General features: G+C 65.1%; 13 protein-coding genes. 9 read left to right on the top strand and 4 right to left on the bottom strand.

Annotated elements, in window-relative coordinates:
- Nucleotides 1-23: 23 nt before the first annotated feature.
- The gene (locus AWB82_RS03650; protein WP_086965772.1) at nucleotides 24-323 is read left to right on the top strand and encodes a hypothetical protein; all 300 of its coding nucleotides are present in this window, start codon (nucleotides 24-26) and stop codon (nucleotides 321-323) included.
- 11 nt (nucleotides 324-334) lie between these two features.
- Here the strand turns inward: AWB82_RS03650 and AWB82_RS03655 are convergent, their stop codons facing one another.
- On the bottom strand, nucleotides 335-1,267 hold the full coding sequence (locus AWB82_RS03655) for an aldose 1-epimerase (protein ID WP_086965773.1): 933 nt from the start codon (nucleotides 1,265-1,267) through the stop codon (nucleotides 335-337).
- Complete coding sequence (locus tag AWB82_RS03660) at nucleotides 1,264-2,064, bottom strand: phytanoyl-CoA dioxygenase family protein (RefSeq protein ID WP_086965774.1); 801 nt, start codon at nucleotides 2,062-2,064, stop codon at nucleotides 1,264-1,266. The genes AWB82_RS03655 and AWB82_RS03660 overlap by 4 nt, the downstream gene beginning before the upstream one ends.
- 210 nt (nucleotides 2,065-2,274) lie before the next feature.
- Between AWB82_RS03660 and AWB82_RS03665 the strand changes: the two genes are divergently transcribed.
- The 7 genes from AWB82_RS03665 (at nucleotide 2,275) to AWB82_RS03695 (ending at nucleotide 10,527) form a co-directional block, all read left to right on the top strand.
- A complete protein-coding gene (locus tag AWB82_RS03665) occupies nucleotides 2,275-3,363 on the top strand; it encodes a LacI family DNA-binding transcriptional regulator (protein ID WP_235023159.1) in 1,089 nt (362 codons plus the stop codon).
- A 123-nt stretch (nucleotides 3,364-3,486) separates the two neighbouring features.
- Nucleotides 3,487-4,494 carry an ABC transporter substrate-binding protein gene (locus AWB82_RS03670; RefSeq protein WP_086965775.1) on the top strand — a complete coding sequence of 336 codons (1,008 nt, stop codon included), beginning with the start codon at nucleotides 3,487-3,489 and terminating at the stop codon, nucleotides 4,492-4,494.
- 67 nt (nucleotides 4,495-4,561) lie between these two features.
- Nucleotides 4,562-6,130: a sugar ABC transporter ATP-binding protein gene (locus AWB82_RS03675; RefSeq protein ID WP_086965776.1), complete on the top strand. Its 1,569-nt coding sequence runs from the start codon at nucleotides 4,562-4,564 to the stop codon at nucleotides 6,128-6,130.
- Nucleotides 6,127-7,110 carry an ABC transporter permease gene (locus tag AWB82_RS03680; protein ID WP_086965777.1) on the top strand — a complete coding sequence of 328 codons (984 nt, stop codon included), beginning with the start codon at nucleotides 6,127-6,129 and terminating at the stop codon, nucleotides 7,108-7,110. Before AWB82_RS03675 ends, AWB82_RS03680 begins: the two co-directional genes overlap by 4 nt.
- Nucleotides 7,111-7,118: 8 nt before the next feature.
- Nucleotides 7,119-8,072 carry an ABC transporter permease gene (locus AWB82_RS03685; RefSeq protein ID WP_086965778.1) on the top strand — a complete coding sequence of 318 codons (954 nt, stop codon included), beginning with the start codon at nucleotides 7,119-7,121 and terminating at the stop codon, nucleotides 8,070-8,072.
- 148 nt (nucleotides 8,073-8,220) lie between these two features.
- Nucleotides 8,221-10,026 (top strand): hypothetical protein, encoded by a 1,806-nt coding sequence (locus AWB82_RS03690; RefSeq protein ID WP_086965779.1) that lies wholly within the window; start codon nucleotides 8,221-8,223, stop codon nucleotides 10,024-10,026.
- 15 nt (nucleotides 10,027-10,041) lie between these two features.
- A complete protein-coding gene (locus tag AWB82_RS03695; RefSeq protein ID WP_086965780.1) occupies nucleotides 10,042-10,527 on the top strand; it encodes a hypothetical protein in 486 nt (161 codons plus the stop codon).
- Nucleotides 10,528-10,641: 114 nt separating this feature from the next.
- Here the strand turns inward: AWB82_RS03695 and AWB82_RS03700 are convergent, their stop codons facing one another.
- The gene (locus tag AWB82_RS03700) at nucleotides 10,642-12,069 is read right to left on the bottom strand and encodes an MFS transporter (RefSeq protein WP_086965781.1); all 1,428 of its coding nucleotides are present in this window, start codon (nucleotides 12,067-12,069) and stop codon (nucleotides 10,642-10,644) included.
- A gap of 300 nt (nucleotides 12,070-12,369) precedes the next feature.
- Complete coding sequence (locus tag AWB82_RS03705) at nucleotides 12,370-12,624, bottom strand: DUF6723 family protein (RefSeq protein ID WP_086965782.1); 255 nt, start codon at nucleotides 12,622-12,624, stop codon at nucleotides 12,370-12,372.
- A 294-nt stretch (nucleotides 12,625-12,918) separates the two neighbouring features.
- Between AWB82_RS03705 and AWB82_RS03710 the strand changes: the two genes are divergently transcribed.
- Nucleotides 12,919-17,793 (top strand): response regulator, encoded by a 4,875-nt coding sequence (locus AWB82_RS03710; protein ID WP_086965783.1) that lies wholly within the window; start codon nucleotides 12,919-12,921, stop codon nucleotides 17,791-17,793.
- Nucleotides 17,794-17,795 lie beyond the last annotated feature (2 nt).

The following is a 17,795-nucleotide window of genomic DNA, read 5'->3' on the forward strand; positions in this document are numbered from 1 at the left end:
CATTCGCTTCAAGGAGCTGGAATATGAAGGCAAAGATCACCCCGAAACTCTTCGCAATGTCGGCCGCATGCGCGATCGTCGCCAGCATGGGCGTGGCGCACGCGCAAGGCATGCCCGCCGATGCGCAGCAACTCGTCCAGACCATGCGCCCGATGGTTATGTCGCAAGCCATGCCGGACGACGCTCAGCCGCAAACCGCCGCCGCCCCGCAACAACCCTCCGGCGACGACTCCGCATACGGCGGCATGATGCCCGCCTCCGCGGGCGGGCACCGCGATGGCGGCTGCAGCGCGGCAAGTTGCAACGTCTTCTTCGGTCAGTAAGCGCGGACGCTTCAGTCCACGCGAGTCGTCCAGGCGAATGTCGCGCTGACCGACCCGCCCGGCTCAAGCACCGCGCCGCCCTTCGCGGCGCGGTCGACGTCGAGATTGACCCAGTCCGCGACGTTGCTTACAGGCTCCACGCAAAGCAGCGCCGGATGTGACGCCGGCGCGTACACCACCATGTGATCGAACGGCGCTTGCGCGCTCAGCGTGATCGCGCGTCCTTCGTCCGGCCACGCGATCGTCGCCGTGCGCGACCAGCCCGCGAAGTTGTTGTCGAGATCGAATGCATCGGCGGACATACCTTCTTGCGACGCCATCGCATCGACACACGGATGCGCTCCCGCACGCGTCGGCAGCAAGTCGGGGGTGCTGCGCCACATCGCCGCGACGCGCGCATGAACGCGCGTGTTTCGCGTGCGCGGATAGTACGGATGATGTCCCATGCCGAATGGCATCGGCCGATCAGACAGGTTGCGCACAAAAAGGCTGACCGTTAGCGTGTGGTCATCGAGCACGATGTGCTGCGTCGCTTCATACGCGAACGGCCAGTGACGCGCCGCTTCGCGCGAAGGCTGATGCAAAAAATGCAAAGTCGCGCGCGAGTTCGACACATCACCCACGCGCCACGGCAAGCGCCACGCGTTGCCGTGCAGCGCGTGCGCAAAGGCATTGCCGTCGCCGGATAGATCGATAAGCTCGCCGTCGAACATGAAGCGCGCATCGCGAATGCGATTGCAATACGGGAAAAGCGGAAAGCTCGCCATGCCGAGCGGATCGCGCGCGGCCAGCGCGGCGGGCGTCGCGGGACGCAGCCAGTCGATCGTTCGGCCATCGCGGGTTTCGTCGAACGCCGCGATCGATCCGCCCACATGCGGCGCGAGCAGTACGCGCCGCGCGCCATGACGCAGCTCGACGAGCGTATCGGACGGCGCGGCGCTCAATATGCGAACTGCCGGTAGTTTTCGTCGAAGGTGCGCGCCGTCTTCTCGACAAGCGGACTAAACCGCAAGAGACGCCGCGCCCGCGCGGGCAAGGCGGCGAACACGTCGCGCGGCACGTCGATATGCACCTCGGGCCGGAAATACCACGCGCGGCTGTAGCCGATCACGACCATCGGACGCGGCTCGCCGATCAGATTCGGCGTGCCGCGATGCAGACCGCGAACATCGCGAATCATCACGTCGCCGACTTGCATTGGCACGCGCTCGGCGGCGAAACGTCCTGCGTTCAGGCCAGCCAGCGCTTCGTCACGCGACATGCGATGCGTGCCGCGCGTCGTTTCCAGCGGACCGTTGCGGTCGTCCACATCGACGAGCGGGAAATTGACCGCAAGCTGGAACGAAGGCGTTTCGGGCGCATCGTCGAACAGTGCGGGTGTATCGCGATGCCAGTCCTGGTACTCGGAGCCGGCAACCGGCGTATCGGTCGCGAGCTGGCACATCACCGGATCGCGACCGGCCACGCGCTCGACGATGCCGACGATGTCTTCATCGCAAAAGATCGACGGGTCCGCGAATTCGCCTTCGAACGGCAGCGTCACGTAGTAGCGGCCCGGCCCGCGATTGCCGCTCTCCGACGCCTCGCGCGCCGCTTCGACATGCGGTTGCAGGAGCGGCGCAAACGCATCGCGCCACGCATCGAGCGTCGCACGCGGGAAATGGTCGCGCAGCAGCACGAATCCGTCTCGTTCGAACCCTTCGGCGAGCGCGTCTCGCGTGCTCTCGTCGTACTTGCCCATGCGCGTTCTCCTCGTTGCGAGTGGAAAACAGAATCGCACGCGTGTAATTCGTTCGTCAATATTATTAGTAATAACCAGTGAAAACCCTGAGCGAAAATGACCAATAAAGCCGTGCTTTCCGCGTCGTTCATCACTAATATTAGTGGCAAGTTTCTTCGGCCCGCGAGGCATGATTCGCGACGCATTCAGCCGCCCGACGCGGCACGCACAATGAAAAAATCCACGCAACGCCGCCCGACGATGACCGACATCGCGAAGCTCACAGGAGTCTCGCAATCGACGGTCTCGCTCGTGCTGAACAACGCAAGCGGCGCGAAGTTTTCCGACACCACGCGCGACAAGGTGCTGCGCGCCGCGCAAGACCTCGGCTATCGAATGACGCAGCGCGAACCCGTGGCCGCACTCGACAGTCAGCGCGAGCGCAATCTGATCGTCTATCTCGCCGATGAAATTTCGACGAGTCCGCATCCCGTGGTCAGCATCGACGGCGCGCGTGACGCCGCGTTCGCCAATGGGCGCATGCTCGCGGTGTACTCGACGCACGGCAACGCGCAGATCGAGGCGCGCGTGCTCGACGCCACGCTCGGCAATCCGAACGTGCTCGGCGTGATTTACGCGACCGTCTACACACGCCGCGTCACGCTGCCGGCGGTGCTCGCCAAGGTGCCGACGGTGCTGCTCAACTGCTATACGAGTGATGGGAGCGTGTCTTCGGTCGTGCCGGCGGAAGTCGCGGGCGGCCACACCGCGACGGATCATCTGCTGGCCGCGGGGCACAAGCGCATCGGTTATATCAACGGCGAGCCGTGGCAGGATGCGGCGCGCGATCGCCTGAAGGGTTATCGGACCGCGCTCGCCACGGCCGATCTGCCGTTCGCGCCGGAACTCGTGCGCGAGGGCGACTGGAGCCCCGACACAGGCTTCGAGCAAACGCTCTCGCTGATGCGCGAGCCGAATCCGCCGACCGCGATCTTCTGCGCCAACGACCTGATGGCGCTCGGCGCGATCGAGGCATTGAAGCAACTCGGCCTGCGCGTGCCCGACGACGTCTCGGTGCTCGGCTACGACGATCAGGAAATCGCGCGGCATACGCATCCGCCGCTTTCCACCGTCGTGCTGCCGAACTACGAGCTTGGCCGCTGGGCCGTCGAGACGCTGCTGCAGGAAGAAGAGAACCGCGCGGCGGGCGCACCCGTGCGGCGGCGCACCGTGAAGCTCGACGGACCGCTGATCGAGCGCGGCTCGGTCGGGGAAAACAGCGAAGCAAAACAGTTGGCAATTAATAATATTAGCGATTGACGGTTAATAAAACGCGATGAAATAATCGCCGCAGTTCGCAGTATCTACTCTCGCAGCAGGCAGACCGGGCAACACAAGCATCGGCGTCATTAGAAAAAGGCAAACCATCCATTGGAGGAAGACATGCTGTCGCTAGAGAAGAAAACGCGCCTGGGCCTGCGCCCGCTCGCTGCCGCACTCACCGTATTGACGCTCGCGGTCGGCTTCACCGCCGCCCATGCCGCCGATGACGGCTTGCCGAAGATCGCGAACAAGAAGCCGTTGAAGGTCGGCTTCGCGCAGACCGAGAGCAATAATCCGTGGCGTCTCGCGGAAACGAAGAGCTTCAAGGACATCGCGGCGAAATGCGGTTGGCAGATGGTCATGACCGACGCCAACAGCTCGGCCGCCAAGCAGGTTTCGGACATCCAGAGCATGATCGCGCAGCACGTCGATCTGCTCGTCTTCCCGCCGCGCGAGGAAAAGCCGCTCGTGCCCGTCGTGATGCAGGCGAAGAAAGCGGGCATTCCCGTGATTCTCGTCGACCGCAACATCGACCAGTCGATGGCGAAAGCGGGCAAGGACTACATCACGTTCATCGGCTCGGACTTCATCGATCAAGGTCAGCGCGCCGCCGACTGGCTCGTGAAGGCGACCAACGGAAAGGCCACCATCATCGAACTGGAAGGCTCGACGGGCGCCTCCGCCGCGAACGATCGCAAGAAGGGCTTCGACGACGTGATCGCGAAGAATTCGGGCATGAAGATCGTCGCGTCGCAAAGCGGCGACTTCGCGCGCGACAAGGGCCGTCAGGTGATGGAGACGCTGCTGCAGGCGCATCCCGACGTGACCGCGGTCTACGCGCACAACGACGAAATGGCGCTCGGCGCGATCGCCGCGATCAAGGCCGCGGGCAAGCAGCCGGGCAAGGACATCGTTCTCGTGACGATCGACGGCACCAAGGGCGGCCTCGAAGCGATCAAGGCGGGCGAACTCGGCGCGAGCGTGCAGTCGAGCCCGTTCTTCGGCCCGCTCGCATGCGATGTCGCGCAGAAGTACGCGAAGGGCGAAACGGTTCCGCCGTGGGTGAAGGTCTCGGACCGCTTCTACGACAAGAGCAACGTCGACGCAAGCATGCAGTACGGGTACTGAGCGAAGTGTGTGACTTGCGGGCGCCTGAACGAAGGCGCTCGCTTTTTCATTTCGACGGACATCACGCATGGCTCAGACTCCCCTTCTCGACATGCAGGACATCGACATCGCGTTCGGCGGTGTCGCGGCGCTCAAGCGCGCGCGCCTGACCGTCGCGGCGGGCGAAGTGCACGCGCTCATCGGCCAGAACGGCGCGGGCAAATCCACGCTCATCAAGATTCTCACCGGCGCGTATCGCAAGAGCGCGGGCACTATTCGTTTCGATGGCCGCGAGATCGATTTCCGCACGCCGAAGGAAGCGCGTGAAGCGGGCATCAGCACGATCTATCAGGAGATCAATCTCGTACCGTTTCGCTCGGTCGCGGAGAATATCTTTCTCGGACGCGAGCCGCGCCGTTTCGGTCTCATCGACTGGAAGACGGTTCAACGTCGCGCGAGCGAACTGCTCGAATCGTTCGGATTACGAATCGATGTAAAGAAACCCGTGCGCGAATTCTCCACCGCGATCCAGCAGATGGTCGCGCTCGCCCGCGCGGTTTCCTCGGATGCGAAGATGGTCATCATGGACGAATCGACGTCCTCGCTCGACGAGCGCGAAGTGGAACTGCTTTTCACCGTCGTGCGCCGTCTGCGCGACGATGGGCGCGCGGTCATCTTCGTGTCGCATCGGCTCGACGAACTGTATGCGCTGTGCGATCGCGTCACCGTGATGCGCGACGGGCAGACCGTCGCCGAAAACGCGATGCAGGACATGGACAAGCTCAAGCTCGTCACGACGATGCTCGGCCGCACGCTCGCCGCCGTCGTGCACGAGGACAGCGCGGTGAAGGAAGCGAATCTCGCGAAGCGTGGCCCAGTCGCGCTGGCGGCGCAAGGGCTCGCGGCGGGCGCGAAGGTCACGGACGTATCGCTCGATGTCCACGCGGGCGAGGCGGTCGGCCTCGCGGGTCTGCTCGGCTCGGGCCGCACGGAGACGATGCGCCTGCTCTTCGGCGCGGACCGTCCCGCGAAGGGCGCGCTTTCCATCGGCGGCGAGCGCGCCGCGTTCAAGTCGCCGAAAGATGCCATCGCGCGCGGCGTCGCGTATCTGACCGAGGATCGCAAAGCGGAAGGCATCGTGCCGGAGCTTTCGGTGCGCGACAACCTCACGCTCGTCTGCCTGCCTGCGTTGACGAAGCGCGGCGTGGTCGATGTCGCGAAGCAGCGCGAGATCGTCGATGGTTTCATCGAGTCGCTCGGCATCAAGCTGCGCTCGCCCGATCAGCCGATACGCGAGCTGTCGGGCGGCAATCAGCAGAAGGTCTTGCTCGCGCGCTGGCTCGCGACGCACCCGCGCGTTCTGCTGCTTGACGAACCCACGCGCGGCATCGACGTGGGCGCGAAAGCCGACGTCGCGAAGATCGTGCGCGAGTTACGCGACGCGGGACTGGCGGTGCTGCTGTCCGCATCGGAACTGGAAGAACTCACGGCCGTGGCCGATCGCGCGGTCGTGATCCGCGACGGCGAAACGGTCGCGCAACTCGATGGCGCGCAGATGAACGAGACGTCGATCATGGACGCGATCGCGTACGGCGCGGGCGAACGCTCGGCGCTGGTCGAAGCGGTGCAATCGACGGCGCGAGGAAGCGAACGATGATCGACAAGACGCAACCCGCCGCCTCTCTGACGCAAACGCCGCCCGTGAAGAAAAAGCGCGGCGTGGCGATTCAGCGCGAAGTCGCCGTGCTGCTCGCGATGATCGTGTTCAATCTGATCTTCACGCAGCACTTCGTTTCGCTGCAGACGTTCAACGTGAATCTCACGCAGGTGGTGACGATCGTGATCGTCGGAATCGGCATGACGCTCGTCGTCGCGACGGGCGGCATCGACTTGTCCGTGGGCGCTTCGATGGCGATAGCCGGTGCGCTCGCGCCAATGCTCTTCATGAACATCGCGGGACCGCTCGGGCTCGTGCTCGCCTTCACGCTACCGATCGTGGCCGCCGCCGCGTGCGGCGTCTTCAACGGCTTTCTCGTGACGAGGCTGAACGTGCAGCCGATCGTCGCGACGCTCGTGCTCTTCATCGCGGGACGCGGCATCGCGCAAGTGGTCACGGACGGCAGCCTGCAGGCGTTCACCAATCCGGCGTTTCAATGGATCGCGCTCGGCAAGGTCGCGGGCGTGCCCTTCCAGATTCTCCTGATGCTCGCGCTCGTCGCGTTCTTCACGTGGATCGTGCGCAAGACGTTGTTCGGCAAGTTTCTGCTCGTCACCGGCGGCAACGAAGAGGCCGCGTATCTCTCGGGCATTCCGACCGCGCGCGTGAAGATGATCGCGTACACGGTGTGCGCGGCGCTCGCCGGACTGGCCGGCCTGATTTCGATCTCGGTGAATTCGTCGTCGGATGCGAACGTCGTCGGTCTCGGCGTGGAGCTCGATGCGATCGCGGCGGTGGCGGTCGGCGGCACCGCGCTGACCGGCGGCAAGGCGTACATCACGGGCACGCTGATCGGCGCGCTCATCATCCAGTTGCTGCGCTATACCTTGCTCGCGCACGGCATTCCGGATGCGGCAGCGCTCGTCCTGAAGGCCGCGATCATCATCGTCGCGGTGTACGTGCAACGCAAGCGGGGCTGAACATCGACATGAAAAAGAACTTGCCGATTCTCATCGCGCTCGCGGCGCTGCTCGTGCTCGGCGTCACGCGTTACGAGCATTTCGCGGACGCGTACAACATCACGTCGTTCTGGCGCTACAACTCGATGTTCCTGCTGATATCGATCGGCATGGCGTTCGTCATCATCACGGGCGGCATCGATCTGTCGGTTGGCGCGGTCGCCGCGCTGGCGAGCGTGGTGTCGGCGCTCGCGAGTTCGCACGGCGCACTGGCCGCCGTGCTTGCCGGCTCGCTCGCCGGACTCGCGGTGGGCGTGCTGAACGGACTCGTCATCACGCATATGCGAATTCTGCCGTTCATCGTCACGCTCGCGACGAGTCTCGGCGCGCATGGCCTCGCGTTGCTGCTCGGGCACAACGACGCGGTGGGCATTTCGTCGGATTCGAACTTCGCCGCCTTCGGCCAGGGCGATCTGCTAGGCCTGCCGATTCCCGGGATCGTGTCGGCCGTGGCTGCGCTGCTCGGATGGATCGCGCTGCGCAGTTCGCGCTTCGGGCGGCATGCGCTCGCCATCGGCGGGAGCGAGGAAGCGTCGCGTCTGATGGGCTTGAACGTGGATCGCACGCTCGTTTTCGTGTATGCGGTGAGCGGCCTGCTCGCGGGCATCGCCGGCGCGATCCTCGCGGCCCAGTTCGGCGCGGGGCAGCCGAACGAAGGCGTCGGCTGGGAGTTGTTCGCGATTTCCGCGGTCGTGCTCGGCGGCACGCGTCTGACGGGCGGCGACGGGTCCATCGCGATGACCATTGCCGGCGTCGCGCTGCTCGGGCTCGTGTTCAATCTGCTGAACTTCGAGAACGGGCTCGGGTATATCTCGCTTTCCGCTTACTGGCAATCGGTGATTCGCGGCGCGTTCCTGCTGCTCGTGATTGTGTTGCAGGCGCGGGTGTTGAGCGGGAAGAGAGCGGTGAAAGTGGCGCATTGAGATCGCTTCGCTCGTTTCCGTAGCCCCGCCTCACGTTTACCCGCCTTCTCCTCGCGCGCCCGGCCAATTAAGAAATATCCGATAGAGCCGGAAGCCCGTAGAAACTTAGCATGCCCAACTTCTAATAAGAATGAAAGGAACTAAGGGCATGGTTCGATACACGAGATGGCCGGTCAGCGCGCCCGGCATCCGCAACATTGCACTGAGCGTCTTGTCCGCAGCGGTTCTGAGCGCGTGCGGTGGCGGCGGCGGAGGCGGTTCGGATAACGGCGGCGTCGTCAACAACAACAGCGGTGCCGGAGGCGGAAGCAATACAGCGGCGGGCGGCGATTCCGGCGGCAGCACGCCGACGCCGGTCAAGAAATCGGGGACGGTCACGGGCAGGGTCAGCTATGACTTCGTTCCCACCGTCACGAGCGCCGCCGCGAGCGGCGACCTGAAGGCGAGACTCGACTATGGCCGCACCTATCGGCGTCCGGTGCGCAGCGCACTCGTCGAAATCATGTCCGAAGACGGCGCGACGGTCATCGGCAAGACCTTCACGAACGAAGCCGGCGTCTATTCGATCGACGTGCCGGCGGATACGCGCGTCTACGTTCGCGTGACGGCTCAGGGCATGTCGGGCGCGGATGGCGCACCCGATTATCTGATCAAGGTTCGCGACAACACCGCGCCCGAGTACCGGCGCGCCCCGAGCAGCGCCCCGCTTTATTCGATACGCGGCGATGCCTTCACAACCGCGACGAGCGGCTCGCAGGCCGAACTGAATGCCGCATCCGGCTGGACCGGCAACGGCTACGGCGCGGCGCGTTCGGCTGCGCCGTTCGCCATCCTGGACCAGCTCGTGACGGCCGCGCAGAAAATGCACGACGTCGCGCCCGAGGTCGCGCTTCCCGCGCTCAACGTCTATTGGAGCGTGAACAATCGCCCCGGCGACGGCGACATCGCGAATGGCCTGATCCGCAGCAGCCACTACGATCCCAATGCCTCGACCAAAGGCCTCTACCTGCTCGGCGCCGAAAACGTCGATACCGACGAATACGACGCGAGCGTGGTCGTGCATGAGTTCGGCCACTATTTCGAATACGCGCTTTCCCGCTCCGACAGCTTCGGCGGCAGCCACTATCAGGGCGACGCGCTCGACATGAGCGTTGCGTTCAGCGAAGCCTTCGGCAATGCGTTTTCTTCGATGGTTCGCGATTCGCCGATCTACTCGGACACCATGGGCGCGCTTCAGAGCGAAGACGGCTTCGGTTTCGATCTCGATACGCCATCGAACGTCTGGTCATTCCCGGCATGGTTCGACGAGACCGCACTCGGCAATGCGTTGTACGGCTTGTACAAGTCGCCGGATATCGGCTTCGCGCCGATTTATCGGGCCATGTTGAACGGTCAGAAGAACACGCCCGCGTTCACCAGCATCTTCTCGTTCGCGACGGCGCTGCGGCCCCTTGTCGGCGATGCGGGAAAAGCGGCGCTGGACGCCTCGCTATCGAAGGTTCAGGTGAATGGCGGCACGCTTCTCGACGCATGGGGAACCGCGACCGTCAAGGGCAACTGGGACCCGACGCCCGTCGACTCTGCGATCCTGCCCATCTACGCGGCGCTCAAGCCGGGCGGAAGTGCATCGTCATGCACCACGACGATTTTTGGCGGCGGCAACAAGCTTGGCAATTTCGGCCATCTGCGTCTGACCATTCCGGCGACGGGCGTCTATAAGCTGACACTTTCGCCGCAGTCGGGAGGTCCCGCGATCGGCGACTACGCGATCACCGCCTATAACGCGGGCGCAAAGATCTCGCCCGCTTTCACGAGCGCGGGCTCGTCCACGTACACCTTCCTCGCGGCGGGCGATTACGCCGCCTACGCAGCGCCCCGAAGCAACAGCGATTTCAACGCCGCTCGAACGAATTCCGCCGGTTGCGTGAATGTGTCGTTGCAAGCCGGTATGTGATAACAGGAGTATCCAATGAAATTCACGAATCTCATTCTCGCCGCCGTTCTGATGCTCGGCGGCTCGCTCGCCGTGGCGCAGACCAATCCGGCGAGCGGCGCCTTCGGACGTGATCCGGGCGCCCTGAGCATCAAGGCAACGGCGCCCGCGCAAGGCGCTCCCGATACAGCGGTGAACGTACAGCTCGACTACACCGGACTGCCGCAAGCCGGCGTCGCCGTGAAGTATCGGACCGAGGGCGCGTTGACGATCCTCGGTTCCGCGAGCCGGCACATGACGCCGGATGGCGCGGGATCGGCGCAGGACACCGTCGTCGTCCGGGCAGCGTCGGCGGGCGTGTATTTCCTGAACGTCTTCGCGACGATCAAGGGCGCGACGAAAGTCGTCTCGGTTCCGGTCACGATAGGCAGCGCCATGCTCAAGCCGCGCGCGGCGAGTTCGGTCGCCACACCGGGCGGCGAGCGCGTCATCGAAATGCCGGCGCAACAGACGGTGCAATAAGCGAGCGACGCGGGAGGCGCGGTTCGGCATCCCGCGTGGCCGCGAACCGTTGCTTCATCATGCATACGGCCCGGCGCACATGCGCCGGGTCGCGTTTATTTCAGACGACTCGCTTCACGCGTGCCGATGCTCCGCAAGCGCCTCGTGCACCGCCTCGTGCATCGTCTCCCCCCGCCGCGCTCCAGCCGCTTGCTTCGCACCGGGAATCTCGCGCCCACGCAGCGAGCAGCCAACCGTCTCCGTGACGAACAACAACGCGATCGCGCCCACCGCGCAAGCGCCCATCATGTAATACGCCGGCACCAGCGTGCTACCCGTGCGGCCGATGAGCCAGTCGGTGACCATCGGCGCCGTACCGCCGAATATCGACGTCGACAGGTTATAGGCGATCGCCATGCCCGCGTAACGCGCCTGCGTCGGGAACATCGCGGGGAACATCGCCGAGATGCTCGCCAGTTGCGGCACATACAGCAGGCCCAGCACAGCAAGACCGATCAGCGCGCCCGCAATGCCGTGCGTCATCAGCGAGAACATCGGCACGGCCGCGACGAAGATGCCGAAGAGCGAAAGCCACCACACCTTCTTGCGCCCGATGCGGTCCGACAGCGCGCCCGCGAAAGGCAGCAGCACCATCATCGAGAGCATGCCGATGAGCGGCAGCAGCAGCGAGAGGTTGTCGCTCATGCCAAGCTCTTTCTTCATGAACGTCGGCATATAGGCGAGCAGCACGTAGTTCACGACGTTGAGCGCCACGACCAGTCCGCCGAGTTGCAGCAGCGGCTTCCAGTATTTGCCGAACAACTCGCCCAGCGTCACGCCCGCATGATGCTCGCGTTCCGCCGCTTCGGCGCACTCGCGAAACACCGGCGTGTCTTCCATCTTCGAGCGCAGATAAAGTCCGATGAGACCGAGCGGCGCCGCGACGAGGAACGGCAGGCGCCATCCCCATGAATGCATCGCGTCGTTGCCGAGCAGGACGGAGCAGCCGAGCATCAGGAACGCGCCGAGCGAAAAGCCCGCGAGCGTGCCAAATTCGAGAAAGCTGCCGCAAAAGCCGCGCTTGTCATCGGGCGCGTATTCGGCCATGAAGGTGGCCGCGCCGCCGTATTCGCCGCCCGTCGAGAAGCCCTGGATCATGCGCAGCGCGACGAGCGCCACGGGCGCCCATATGCCGATGCTGCCATACGAAGGCAACAGGCCGACGAGCAGCGTCGCCATCGACATGATGATGATGGTCAGCGCGAGCACGTGCTTGCGGCCGAGACGGTCGCCGAGCGGGCCCCAGAAGAGGCCGCCGAGCGGACGCACGAGAAACGAAATCGCGAACGTGGCGAGCGCGAACAACGTGGCTTGCGCGGTGCTGCCGGGAAAAAGCGCGGCCGAGATATAGGTCAGGCCATAGCTGTAGATGCCGTAGTCGAACCACTCGGTCGCATTGCCTATTGCCGAGGCGGCCATGGCGCGCCGAAGCGCCGCGCGCGGCGTCGTTCGATCAGGCGCGGTGTGATGGCCCTGCCTCGTGGATGGTTGCACGTAACTCATAGTCGTCTTCCGGATGCGTCATGGACCCGGTGCTGCGCTCGAATTCGCGCGCCATGCACCGCCTTGAGATCAAGATACAGACGCATGCCGCCTGCCTCGCATGTCCTAGGACGATCGCGACGCTGGGGTTTTCCCGCAAGCGCGGGCCATTCTTGCCGATCGCTCAGGGAAACCGCCGGGCTTCTTACCGCGTGGCTTACAGGCTTGTCGGATTCGCGGCGTGAAGCGCGCCGCCCGCGTGGAAAACGAGGTATGTCGCCTGCCCGCGCCACGTGTCATAGGACAATGCGCGGGCTAGGCTCAAGGCTCGGGATGAGCGAGATCCGCCGCGACGATCCGCAGACCGAGCGCCTCCGCCGCACGCCGCGCGTCGTCGCTCGATTCGAACGGGCCGATGGTCTCGCAGCCATCGAACGGATAGAGCACGCGCCGGTCGCGCTTTCTCACGACCTTCAGCGTGCCGATGTGCATGCCCGTCGCATTCACCACGTACGATGCGTAAATGTCGAAGTCTTCGTGCGCGCCTGCGCCTGATGTTGATGTGGCTTTAGGCATCGGTCTGGACATGGGTCGCTTGTGTGAGGCGGGCGCGTGAAGGTCATGCGCAACGTTATCTATTTGAGCGACATATCCAGCAAAAGCCGTGCCGCGCCGCCTCGAACGCCTTGCCGGGCGGGGCTGACGCGCGTGCGGAGAGTTTAAGAAAGCGCGTTTTCCGTGCGAGAATTCAGAATCGTTCGCACCGTATCCGAAAAGCGCCACATGAACGATTCGAATCCCGCTACTGGCAGTGTCCCGGACAAACCTGCATCGCTCGATCGAGAGGCCGCGCGAGGAGACCAAGCGCCGATGAAAGCTGACAATCTGATCGCGGATACGAGGATGAACGGGCTCGACCCGAGCTTCCTCCTGGGCGGCGGCGAAATGGGCGCGCTCATCCGCGGATTCGACTGGACGCAGACCGCGCTCGGCTCGCCCGAACACTGGCCGCAAAGCCTCAAGACGGCCATCCGCATCATGCTGACCTCGCGCCAGCCGATCTGGATCGGCTGGAGTCGCGACCTGCTCTTCTTCTATAACGACGCGTACAAATCGATCGTCGGCGGCAAGCATCCGCAGGCGCTCGGGCAGCCGACGCAGGCTGTATGGCGCGAACTCTGGAGCGATATCGGCCCGCTGCTCGAAACGGCGCTCACGGGCGTGGAAGGCACATTCGTCGAACAGAAGCTCCTCATCATGGAGCGCAACGGCTTTCCGGAGGAAACGTATTACACGTTCTCCTACAGCCCGATTCCCGACGACCGCGGCGGCACGGGCGGCATCATCTGCGCGAACAGCGACGACACGCGGCGCGTGCTCGGCGAGCGCCAGTTGAACGTGCTGCGCGACCTGGCGGCATCGGCGGCGGATGCGCGCTCGTGGCGCGAGGCCTGCGAGCTTTCGATGAACGCGCTCGCCGGCGCATCGCGCGACGTACCCTTCGCGCTGCTCTACACGGTCGAGCCGGGCGACGACACGGCGACGCTCGCCGGCGCGTGCGGCATCGAGCCCGGACATGCGGCCGCGCCCGCGAAGCTGCATGCGTCGCAGGCCGCGCCGTGGCCCATCCAAAGCGTGCTGCGCGACAACCAGGCGCGCGTGGTGACGAATCTGGAACGCCTCTTCGACACGCCGCTGCCCACCGGCGCGTGGCACGTCGCGCCTTCGAGCGCGGTGCTCGTGCCGATCGCGCCTTCGGGCGAGACGGGCCGTGCGGGCGTGCTGATCGCGGCGCTCAATCCGTGCCGCCTCTTCGACGACGCATATCGCGCGTTCATGAATCTGATCGCGGGGCAGATCGGCGCGGCGATCGGCTATGCGCACGCCTACGAGGAAGAGCGCCGCCGCGCCGAAGCGCTCGCCGAAATCGACCGCGCGAAAACCACGTTCTTCTCCAACATCAGCCACGAGTTCAGGACGCCGCTCACGCTGATGCTCGGCCCGCTCGAAGAACTGCAGGCGAATCCCGCGCGCATCGGCCGCGAGGACTTGCGGCTCGTCGAGATCATGCATCGCAACGGCCTGCGGCTCCTGAAGCTCGTCAACGCGCTGCTCGACTTCTCGCGTATCGAGGCCGGGCGCATCGAGATGCATCGTCAGCCGACCGACATCGCCGTGTTCACCGCCGAACTCGCGTCGCTGTTTCGCTCGGCGATCGACACGGCCGGCCTGCGTCTCGACATCGACATCGCGCGCGCGCCGGTGATCGCGGACATCGATCGCGACATGTGGGAAAAGATCGTGATGAACCTGCTGTCGAACGCGTTCAAGTTCACGTTCGACGGCGTCATCCGAATCTCGCTCCATGCGAACGCCGATCGCGGCATCGAAATGAGCGTGCGCGACACCGGCATCGGCATTCCGGAGGCGGAACTCACGCGCGTGTTCGAGCGCTTTCATCGCGTCGCGGGCGCGGCGGGCCGCTCGGTGGAAGGCAGCGGTATCGGCCTCGCGATGGTGCAGGAACTCGTCAAGCTGCACGGCGGCACGATTCGCGCGCAAAGCACGCTCGGCGAAGGCACGTGCTTCACCATCACGCTGCCCGCGCCGCGCGAGCCCGCGCTCGACGTCGAAGCCGCGCCGCACGCTAGAGCGAGCGTGCGCGCGCTTTCGTATGTCGATACAGCCAAGCGTTGGATGCCGAACGCGGGCGAGCCGCCCATCGTCGAAAGCGAGGAAGACGCGCCGCTCGGCGCGATGGCGGCCGACGAACCCACGCCCGCCGGCGCGCTGCCGGGCCGCGTGCTCGTCGTCGACGACAACGCCGACTTGCGCGACTACATGCGCCGCATGCTGATCGCGGCGGGCCATGACGTGAGCGTCGCCGCCGACGGCGAAGCCGCGCTCGCGACCGCGCGCGAGGTGCATCCCGAAGTGATCGTCTCCGACGTGATGATGCCGCGTCTCGACGGCTTCGCGCTTCTGCGCGCGCTGCGCGAAGACGAAGCGCTGCGCGAGACGCCTGTCGTGCTGCTCTCGGCGCGCGCGGGCGAGGAGGCGCGCGTCGACGGTCTCGAAGCGGGCGCGGACGACTATCTGACCAAGCCCTTCTCCGCACGCGAGCTGCTCGCGCGCGTGGCGAGCAATCTGCGGCTCGCGCGGCTGCGTCATGCGACCGAGCAGAAGCTGCGTGACGAATCGCGCACGCTGGAGATTCTCAATCGCGTCGGCACGACGGTCGCCGGCGAGCTCGAACTGAGCCGCGCGGTGCAGGTCGTCGTCGATGCCGCGACGGAACTCACGGGCGCCTCCTTCGGCTCGTTCTTCTATAACGTGCTCGACGACAAGGGCGGCAGCTACACGCTCTACACGCTTTCGGGCGTGCCGAGGGACACCTTCGCCAGATTCCCGATGCCGCGCAACACCGCGGTGTTCGGTCCGACGTTCGCGGGTGAAGGCATCGTGCGTTCGGACGACATCACGAAAGATCCGCGCTACGGGCACAACGTGCCCCATCACGGCATGCCGAAGGGCCATCTCGCCGTGCGCAGCTATCTCGCCGCGCCGGTTCTCTCGCGCACGGGTGAAGTGCTCGGCGGGCTGTTTTTCGGGCATCCCGAGCCGGGCGTCTTCACGGATCGCGCCGAGCGCATTCTGACGGGCATCGCGTCGCAGGCGGCGATCGCCATCGACAACGCGCGGCTTTTTCAGGCCGCGCAGGACGAGATCGCCGAGCGCACCAAGGCGCAGGACGCGCTGCGCGATCTGAACGAAACGCTGGAACGCCGTGTCGCCGATGCCGTCGCGGACCGCGATCGTTTGTGGGAACTGAGCGAAGACCTGTTCTTCGTCGCGAGCTTCGAGGGCGCGCTGTTGCGCGTGAGCCCTTCATGGACGACGGTGCTCGGCTTCGACTCGCAGCGCCTGCATTCGCACGCGGTGATGGACCTCGTGCATCCCGACGATGCGCGCGCCGCCGCCGCGGAACTCGACAAGCTGCGCGCGAACGGCGTGCCGGTGCGCTACGAATGCCGCCTGAGCCGCTCGGACGGCGGCTGGCGCTGGATCGCATGGACCCTGTCGCTCGATCCGCGCTCGCGGCGCATTCACGGCGTAGGCCGCGACGTCACGTCCGACCGCGAAACCGCCGACGCATTGCGCCATGCCGAGGAAGCGCTGCGCATGGCGCAGAAGATGGAAGCCATCGGCAAGTTGACGGGCGGCATCGCGCACGACTTCAACAACCTGCTGCAAGTGATCGGCGGCAATCTGCAGTTGCTCGCGAAAGACGTCGCCGGACGGGACAAGTCCGAACAACGCGTGAGGAGCGCGCTCGCGGGCGTCGCGCGCGGTGCGAATCTCGCGTCGCAATTGCTCGCATTCGGCAGACGTCAGCCGCTCGCGCCGAAGGTCGTGAATCTGGGCCGCTTCGTGCGCGGCCTCGACGACATGTTCCGCCGCGCGCTCGGCGATGGCATCGAGATCGAAACCATCGTGTCGGGCGGCTTGTGGAATACGCTCGTCGATCCGTTCCAGGTCGAGAACGCGCTGCTCAATCTGGCGATCAACGCGCGCGACGCGATGACCGGTCACGGCAAGCTCACGATCGAAGCCGGCAACGCATCGCTCGATGAAACCTACGCGATGCGCAACGCCGACGTTTCTCCCGGCCAGTACGTGATGGTCGCGGTCACGGACACGGGCTCGGGCATGTCGCCCGAAGTGCAGGAGCGCGCCTTCGAACCGTTCTTCACGACCAAGCGCGAGGGCCAGGGCACGGGCCTCGGGCTTTCGATGGTGTACGGCTTCGTCAAGCAGTCCGGCGGCCACGTGAAGGTGTACAGCGAACAAGGGCACGGCACGACGGTGCGTCTCTATCTGCCGCGCGCGCGCGAGGAAGAGGACATCGAAACGACTATCGACGCGGGACCGGCCAACGGTGGCAGCGAGACCATTCTCGTCGTCGAGGACGATGAAGAAGTGCGTGCGACCGTGGTCGAATTGCTCACGGATCTCGGCTATCGCGTGTTGCGGGCGAAGGACGCGCAGAGCGCGCTTGCTATCGTCGAGAGCGGCGTGCCGGTCGATCTGCTCTTCACCGATGTGGTAATGCCCGGGCCGCTGCGCAGCACCGAGATGGCGCGCAAGGCGCGTGAACGCGTGCCGGGTATCGCGGTGCTGTTCACGTCGGGCTATACGGATAACGCGATCGTGCATGCCGGACGGCTCGACGAGGGCATCGATCTGCTGAGCAAGCCATATACGCACGAGGCATTGGCGCGCAAGGTGCGGCACGTGCTGGGACAACGCATGCCGGCACCGGCTACCGCCCGGACCGAGGGCGACGCGAGCGTGCCGAGCGTCGCGCAGGACGATGCGTTGTCGCGCATGCGCGTGCTGTTCGTCGAAGACAATGAACTCGTGCGCGAAAGCACCGCGGAGTTGCTGCGCACCTTCGGGCTCGATCTGATGGAAGCAGGCAGCGTCGATGACGCGCTCGCGCTGTTGCGCGAGCATCGCTTCGAGCTGCTGCTGACGGATGTGGATCTCGCGGGGCACTCCGGCGTGGAACTGGCGATCGCGGCGTGTCGCAAGACGCCGGGACTCGGCGTCGTGTTCGTGACGGGCTACGATCTCGCGCTCGACGAGGAAGAGCGGCGCGCGCTGCCGAAGTCGATTCAGTTGCGCAAGCCTTTCGATCCGCTGGCGTTGATCAACGCGTTGAATGCCGCGGTGGCGAGGTAAAA

The organism is Caballeronia glebae, from assembly GCF_001545035.1.
Lineage (GTDB): Bacteria > Pseudomonadota > Gammaproteobacteria > Burkholderiales > Burkholderiaceae > Caballeronia > Caballeronia glebae.